General features: G+C 69.6%; 7 protein-coding genes. 5 read left to right on the forward strand and 2 right to left on the reverse strand.

The annotated features are described in order from the left end of the window. Positions 1 to 31: 31 nt before the first annotated feature. Positions 32 to 1,207 carry a class I SAM-dependent rRNA methyltransferase gene (locus VI238_RS13865; protein ID WP_331652355.1) on the reverse strand — a complete coding sequence of 392 codons (1,176 nt, stop codon included), beginning with the start codon at positions 1,205 to 1,207 and terminating at the stop codon, positions 32 to 34. Positions 1,208 to 1,665: 458 nt separating this feature from the next. Here VI238_RS13865 and VI238_RS13870 point away from each other — a divergent pair, with 458 nt between their 5' ends. After that, positions 1,666 to 2,628 carry a TerC/Alx family metal homeostasis membrane protein gene (locus tag VI238_RS13870; protein ID WP_331652357.1) on the forward strand — a complete coding sequence of 321 codons (963 nt, stop codon included), beginning with the start codon at positions 1,666 to 1,668 and terminating at the stop codon, positions 2,626 to 2,628. Between the two features lie 135 nt (positions 2,629 to 2,763). Here the strand turns inward: VI238_RS13870 and VI238_RS13875 are convergent, their stop codons facing one another. Beyond that, entirely contained in the window at positions 2,764 to 3,966 is a 1,203-nt protein-coding gene (locus tag VI238_RS13875) for a GGDEF domain-containing protein (protein WP_331652359.1), read from the reverse strand. Between the two features lie 233 nt (positions 3,967 to 4,199). Here VI238_RS13875 and VI238_RS13880 point away from each other — a divergent pair, with 233 nt between their 5' ends. The 4 genes from VI238_RS13880 to VI238_RS13895 form a co-directional block, all read left to right on the forward strand. Continuing rightward, positions 4,200 to 4,988, forward strand: coding sequence for a rhomboid family intramembrane serine protease (locus VI238_RS13880; protein ID WP_331652361.1), 789 nt, complete (start codon positions 4,200 to 4,202; stop codon positions 4,986 to 4,988). A 66-nt stretch (positions 4,989 to 5,054) separates the two neighbouring features. Further along, positions 5,055 to 5,948: a phenylalanine 4-monooxygenase gene (gene phhA / locus VI238_RS13885; RefSeq protein WP_331652363.1), complete on the forward strand. Its 894-nt coding sequence runs from the start codon at positions 5,055 to 5,057 to the stop codon at positions 5,946 to 5,948. 158 nt (positions 5,949 to 6,106) lie between these two features. Further along, entirely contained in the window at positions 6,107 to 6,871 is a 765-nt protein-coding gene (locus VI238_RS13890) for a hypothetical protein (RefSeq protein ID WP_331652365.1), read from the forward strand. Positions 6,872 to 7,026: 155 nt separating this feature from the next. Continuing rightward, positions 7,027 to 7,482, forward strand: a 456-nt coding sequence (locus VI238_RS13895) for a hypothetical protein (protein WP_331652367.1), incomplete at its 3' end; no start/stop codon positions are given.

Raw genomic sequence — 7,482 nt, forward strand, 5'->3', positions numbered from 1 at the left:
GCGGCGCTTCAGGCAGGCCTCTGCCGCGTCGTCACTCGACGCGGCAGAGGGCGGCCTTGAGATAGCGCGACTCGGGCACGTGCGCCTGCCACGGATGATCCTCGCCGGCGCCCGTGACCTTGAGCACCTGGACGGTGCGGCCCGCGTAGTACGCCGCGCGGCGCAGCATGTCGAGGAATTGCTCCTCGCTCACGAGACCGGTGCACGAGCAGGTCAGGAAGATGCCGCCCGGCTTGACCGCGCCGAGCGCGAGCTTGTTCATGTCGAGGTACTTCTTGAGCGCGGGGATCACCTGCTCGCGGTCGCGCGTCATCTTGGCCGGATCGAGGATGACGACGTCGTAGGGATCCTTCTTGCCGTCGCGCAGCCAGTGGAAGATGTCGGCCTGCACGAAGCGGACTTTCGCCCGGTTCAGGCGCGCGTTCTTCTCGGCGATCGCGAGGATCTCCTCGTCGAGGTCGACGCCGGTGACTTCGCTCGCCCCGCCGATCGTCTTCGCGTAGATGCCGAAGCCGCCGGAATTGCAGCACAGGTCGAGCACGCGCTTGCCGTCGCAGAACGTCGACAGGTACCTGCGGTTGTCGCGCTGGTCGGCGAAGAAGCCGGTCTTGTGCTTGGTGCCGGGCGCGGCGTGGAACTGCACGCCGTGCTCGTGGATCACGGTCGGCGTCGGCGGCGACGGGATGCCGCAGTCGAAACTCTCCTGCTTCTGCACGTGCTCCTCGGCGAACCAGTACAGGTCGGCATCGGGGAAGTGCTCGAGCAGGCAGCGCCGGATCAGGTCGCGCTGGCGGAACATGCCGGCCGAGAAGTACTCGATCACGAGCGTGTTCGCGAAACGGTCCACGACGAGCCCGGACAGGCCGTCGCCCTCGGAATGGACGAGGCGATAGGCGTTCGTGACCGCATCGAGCCCGAGTACCTCGCGGCGCAGCGACACCGCCTGCGCGATCTTGCGCGCGAAGAACGCCTCGTCGACCGCTTCGGCCGGATCGGCGGTCAGCACGCGCAGCGCGATGCGCGAATGGCCGTTGTAGAACCCGCGGCCCGCGAAGGTGCCCTCGCGGTCGACGATGTCGACCACGGTACCCGGCCGCGGCTTGGTCGCCGGCTTCTCGACCATCTTCTGGAAGATCCAGGGATGGTTCGAGCGGCGTTCGGTCTTGAGCTGGATGACGGGCAGCGGGCCCGTGTCGGGACGGTTCATCGCGCGATTATAGGGCCGGGGGCTCGGGGCGGACGGCGGAGGACCGGAGCGCCGCGCGGCAGGCGCCTCGCGTCCGGACCCCGAACCCCGATCGCTCGCCCGCGCGCAGGCCCCGCAGCGCCGGACGCGAAGGGCATCGCTGCGCCCCGGATGGGTGCCACGCGCGCTCGGCCCCGAGCGCGAGTTCCCGTCACCTCGGCTCCCAGCCCTCACCATTCTTCACACCCGCCGCTGCATCGGCCCTTGCAAGCGCGCGGGGCCGGCGCTAACGTCACCGGCAGCAGAAGGGGAGTAGCTCTCCCGTCGCCGCGATCGTCATCACGGGCCGCAAGGCCCCGGTCCGGCGGGCGGTTCGCCCACGGCGAACCGCGAGCAAGACCTTCGCCGTCGACGGCGAAGGTATGTCCCGAGCATTCGTGACCCCGCGCCGCCGGTCCATTCGACCACTGGGGCACGACATGCACAGCATCGCGACACCGGGCATCTGGGCGGCTTTCGTCGCCATCCTCATCGCCGCACTCGCGGTCGACTTCGCATTGCTGCGCGCGGCGGGCCCGCGCCGCGTGCCGTTCCGCGCGGCGGCGCTCTGGAGCCTCGCGTGGGTCGGCCTCGCGCTCGCATTCAACCTCGGGCTCTGGGCCTGGCTCGACGCGCACGCGGGTCGCGCGGTCGCGAACGAGATCGGCCTCGAGTTCCTTACCGGCTACCTCATCGAGAAGGCGCTCGCGGTCGACAACATCTTCGTGTTCCTGCTCGTGTTCAATACGTTCGCGGTGCCGGCGGAGCTGCGCCAGCGCGCGCTCATGCTCGGCGTGCTCGGCGCGCTGGTCCTGCGCGCGGTGATGATCCTCGTTGGCGCCGCGCTGGTGGCGCGTTTCCACTGGATCCTCTACCTGTTCGGCCTGTTCCTGCTGCTGACCGGCGTGAAGATGCTGTTCGCGGCGAACCAGGCGTCCGACCTCGAGGGCAACCCCGTGCTCGGCTGGATGCGCCGGCACTTGCGACTCACCCGCGATTTCCAGGGCGGCGCGTTGACCGTCATCGACGACGGCGGGCGGCGCTGGTTCACGCCGATGTTCGTCGTGCTCGTGCTGATCGCGGTGACCGACGTCATCTTCGCGGTGGATTCGATCCCCGCGATCTTCGCGGTCACGCTCGATCCGTTCGTGGTGCTCTCGTCGAACGTGTTCGCCGTGCTCGGCCTGCGCGCGCTGTTCTTCCTGCTCGCCGGCATGGCCGACCGCTTCCACCTGCTCGGCCACGGCCTCGCCGTCGTGCTGCTCTTCATCGGCGCCAAGATGCTGCTCGCGGGCGTCTGGAAGATACCGGTCGGGGTCGCGCTCGGCGTCGTCGCGCTCGTCATTCTTGCGTCGATCGTCGCGAGCCTGCTGATACCGCCGCGCAAGGCCGGCGCGGGTTGATCGTACGAAGACGTGTGCTGCGCAAAGAAGGCATGAAACACCGAGCACACCGAGCACACGAAGGAGGGTCAACGAAGATTTCCTCCTGCGCATGCCCGGTGTGCTTCGCGTTCCAATCTTTTCCGGGTCACATCCTCAGCGCGCGGCCGATATCTGCGACGCGACCGCCGCCGCGGCGAGCGTCGAATACGCGACGCAACGGTTGCGGCCGTTGTGCTTGGCCGCGTAGAGCGCGCGGTCGGCGTTGCGCAGCAGCGCGCGCAGGTCGCGCGTGCCGGCATCGAGCGAGGCGACGCCGATCGACACGGTGAGGCGTTGCGGATGTCCGCCGATCGGCAGCAGCGCGGTCGCGACGTGCTGGCGCAGGTACTCGGCGAGCACGCAGGCTTCGAGTTCGCCGAGGTCGGGCAGCAGCACGGCGAATTCCTCGCCGCCGATCCGGCTCAGCGGCGCGTCGACCGCGAGCGACTCGCGCATGACGCGCACGAGGCCGAGCAGCGCCTCGTCGCCCGCGTCGTGGCCGAGCGCATCGTTGATGCGCTTGAAATGGTCGACGTCGATCGCGATCAGCGACAGCGGCCGGTCGTCGCGCAGCGCCTCCGCGATCGCGCTCGTGGCGACGCGCGCGAGCGTGCGCCGGTTGTGCACGCCGGTCAGAGGGTCGGTCATCGCAAGGCGGCCGAGGTCCTCGTTCATGCGGTCGCCGCACATGAGCATGAAGCCGATCGTGCCGAGCATCGGCAGGATCGAACTGAAGATGAGCACGACGTTGAGCATGAACGGCCGGAACGCATCGAGGTCGAGCACCGGCGCGAGGAACTCGGTGAGGCCGCGCGCGAGCGCGAGCGTGCCGCAGGCGACGAACAGCGAGCCGGTGAGGATTTCGGCCGGGCGCAGGCGATCGCGGCCGAACAGCACCGCGCGCGCGACGCCGAGCTGGAGGGCGACGATCGGCAGCGTGTCGACCGTGATCCGCCAGCGCGGCGACGGCCAGACGAGCGTGAACAGGCACAGGATCGCGAAGGTGAGCATCACGAGCAGCAGCGGCACGAAGCTGCGCGGACGTTGCGCGAAATGGTTCATCGCGCGACCCATCTCCGCATAGGAGAGCGCGTACATCGTGTTGGTCAGCACGATCGGCAGCGCGTCGTCCCAGGCCGGGCTGCGCAGCGCCGCGGACAGCAGCGCGAGCGTCTCGATGAGCAGGCCGCCGATCCAGATGCGCATCGCCGTGCGCAAGTGCGCCGGGTAGCGCGATGCGGCGAACGACAGGCTCGCGCCGACGCACAGCGTCAGCAGCGAAGCGATCAGCATGGCGGATTTGATGTCGAAGCTCATGGCGGGTCGGCACGCAGGCGCGGGCGGGCGCACGTGGCGACCGCGCGTACTGCTGCCGGATGCACGGCGGGCCCCCTCTCCCGATCGCGCTGCGGTGTACCGAACGGCCGCGCGCCCTCTACTTCGCGCGGATCTTCGGCAATGACTGGCAAGGATTGTACCAACGGCTGTCAGGCCTCATTCTGTGACGCAGTCGACTTGCGAAGCTGAATGGCGCGCCCAATCTGGCATCTATGGACATCGCCCGCCCTGTTCCCGAACCGACCTCGGTCACGGTCGCGCAGGACCGCTTGCGGATCCGCTACGCGGTGATCGGCGCGGGCGCGCTGCTCGCGGGCGTGTGGATCGTCTGGCTTGCGGCCTGGCTGCTCGGTTGGCGGATCGACGACCTCGGCATCGTGCCGCGCCATGTCACGGGCCTCGTCGGCATCCTGACGGCGCCGTTCGCGCATGCCTCGTTCCAACACCTGATGTCGAACACGCTGCCGCTCGGCGTGCTCGCGACCCTCACCCTGTACGTCTATCCGCGCGCGACGCGCCTCGCGCTACCGGCGATCTGGCTGATTTCCGGGCTCGGCGTATGGCTGTTCGCGCGCGATTCCGTGCACGTCGGCGCGAGCGGGATCGTGCACGGGCTCATGCTGTTCCTGTTCGTCATCGGCCTGCTGCGCGGCGATCGCCTCGCCGTCGTCACGTCGCTCGTCGTGTTCTTCCTCTACGGCGGCATGCTGCTGTCGGTCCTGCCGCACGAGGAACGCATCAGTTTCGAATACCACCTTGGCGGCGCAATCGCCGGGCTGCTCGCCGCGATCGCATTGCGCCGACGCGATCCGGCGCCCGCGCGCAAGCGCTACGGCTGGGAGATGGAAGCGGCCAACGACGGCATCGACGAGGAGTTCGAGCTTCCGCGCGCGGACGACGTCCCCGTGCTGTGGCAGCGCAATGCGGGCGAGAGCGGACACGGCCGCGTGATCGCGTTCCGGCCTCGCCCGCTGCGACCCGGCGAACGCGACCCCGAGTGAACCGGCCGGCGCGCGGCCGCGCGCGCCACGCGCTAAGCTGTCGCGCATGAACCCCGGATCCATGCCATGAATCCTTCCGAACCGCGCCGCGTCGAACACCAGCACACGGACAAGGGCTACGTACCGGTCTACACGACGGCCGTGGTCGAGCAACCGTGGGCGAGCTATTCGCGCACCGATCATCGCACCTGGGCGATGTTGTTCGAACGCCAGCGCGAACTGCTCAAGGGTCGAGCCTGCCGTGAGTTCATCGACAACCAGGAACGCTTCGGCATGTCGCCGGACGCGATCCCGCGCTTCGACGACCTCAATGCGGTGCTCGCCAAGGCGACCGGCTGGCAGCTCGTCGGCGTCGAGGGCCTGCTGCCCGAGCTCGTGTTCTTCGACCATCTCGCGAATCGACGTTTTCCGGTCACCTGGTGGATCCGCAAACCGGAGCAGCTCGACTACCTCGCCGAGCCGGACCTGTTCCACGACCTGTTCGGTCACGTGCCGCTGCTGCTCGAACCGGTGTTCGCCGACTACATGCAGGCGTACGGCCGCGGCGGCGTGAAGGCGCACGGGATCGGCGCCGACGCGCTCGTGAACCTCACGCGCCTGTACTGGTACACGGTCGAGTTCGGGCTGATCCGGCAGGATGGCGGACTGCGCATCTACGGGTCGGGCATCGTCAGCTCGAAGGGCGAATCCATCTACTGCCTCGATTCGCCGGCTCCGAACCGCATCGGTTTCGACCTCAGGCGCATCATGCGCACGCGCTACCGCATCGACACCTACCAGAAGACGTACTTCGTCATCGACAGCTTCGAGCAGCTCATGGATGCGACGCGGCCGGATTTCAGCCCGATCTATGCCGAACTCGCCGCGCGGCCATCGATTGCCGCCGGCGACGTGCTCGACGACGACCGCGTGTTCCAGCGCGGCAGCGGCGAAGGCTGGGCCACGGACGGGGACGTCTAGCCCGGTCGAGCGCACGCGGATCGACGTCGGTTGCGGATGCGCGCGGCGCGGATCGGGCGATCGAGCCCCACCCGCGATACACGCGCCAGGTCCTCTCCCGTGCGAACCCGGGCACGCGCCTGCGGTCGAAACGGCATCGCGATGAAGCGGAGACGACGATGAAACGCATCTGCGGCCTCGGTCCGGTGTTCCTCGCGCTCGCATGCGCGGGCGGCGCCGCGCGAGCCGAGGTCAGGCAGGCCGTGCCGGACGGGTTCCTGCTCGCCTACGCGTCGCCGGTCAAGGGCGACGCGAAGCATGCCTGGGAGGCGCTCGTGGGCGTCTCGCACTGGTGGAGCGGCGAGCACACGTGGTCCGGCAAGTCCGCGAACCTCGGCCTCGCGCCCACGGCGGACGGCTGCTTCTGCGAACGCTGGAGCGGCGGCAGCGCCGCGCACGGCCGCGTGCTCATGGCGCTGCCCGAACGCATGCTGCGCCTCGACACCGCGCTGGGCCCGCTGCAGGAGTTCGCGCTGAACGGGGTGCTCACGTTCTGGATCCGCACCGCCGAGGACGGATCGACCCGGCTCGAGCTCGAATACCGCGTCAACGGCGCGTCGACGAGCGGGCTCGACGAACTCGCGCCGAAGGTCGATGACATGCTCGGCGAGCAGTTCGCGCGTCTCGTGCGCTGGACCGATCACGGCGATCCGGAACCGCCGCCGGCGCCACCCGCGCCGGGCAACGCCGATGATGCGGCTCTGCGCGGGCGCAGCGCGATCCTCGAGCAATGGAAGCAGAGCATGCTCGAGCAGCAGGCCGGCCAGCGCCCGACGCCCCCGGCGTCCGGGGAGGCGTCGAAGCCCGACGCGCCGAAGCGGGATGCCGCCGCGAAGGAGCGGCCGCCCCGGCCTTCGTCGACGTCCGAACCGGCCGGGCGCTAGGGGCCGCGCGGCCCCTCTCATGTCGAAATCCCGAGCGGTGCGGCGTTCCTCGTGCATGCCGGCCATCGCGACCGGCCGACGGATGCCGTCCGCGCCGCGACGTCCGCACGGGGAGGGGCGCGAACGGCGCCTCGACCGCGCCGCGGAGGGTCCCCATGGCTACCCTGTCCCGGCGGCGCGCGCGCGCCGTCGCAACGCTCGCGCTCCTCCTGCTCCTGCCTGCGCGCGCATTCGCCGCCGCGGCCGACGTCGCGATCGCGGGCGATCCGCTGACCACGCCCAATGCGAGCGGCTGGCTGAGAACGCACACCAGCGGCGGCACGCTCGACACCGACAACCCGTTCTTCCAGAGCCTCGGCAGCAACGGGCGCAGTTGCAACACCTGCCACCAGCTGCAGGACGCATGGTCGCTGACGACCGAGACCGTACGTGCGCGCTTCGAGGCGAGCGGAGGCACCGATCCGCTGTTCCGCCCGAACGATGGCGCGACCTCGCCGCTCGCCGACACCTCGACCGTCGCCCAGCGGCGTATCGCCTACGCGATGTTGCTGCGTCGCGCGGTCATCCGCGTCGGCATCGGCATGCCCGCGAACGCCGAGTTCAGCCTCGTC

The sequence above is a fragment of the Dokdonella sp. genome (genome assembly GCF_036518555.1).
Classification (GTDB): domain Bacteria; phylum Pseudomonadota; class Gammaproteobacteria; order Xanthomonadales; family Rhodanobacteraceae; genus Dokdonella_A.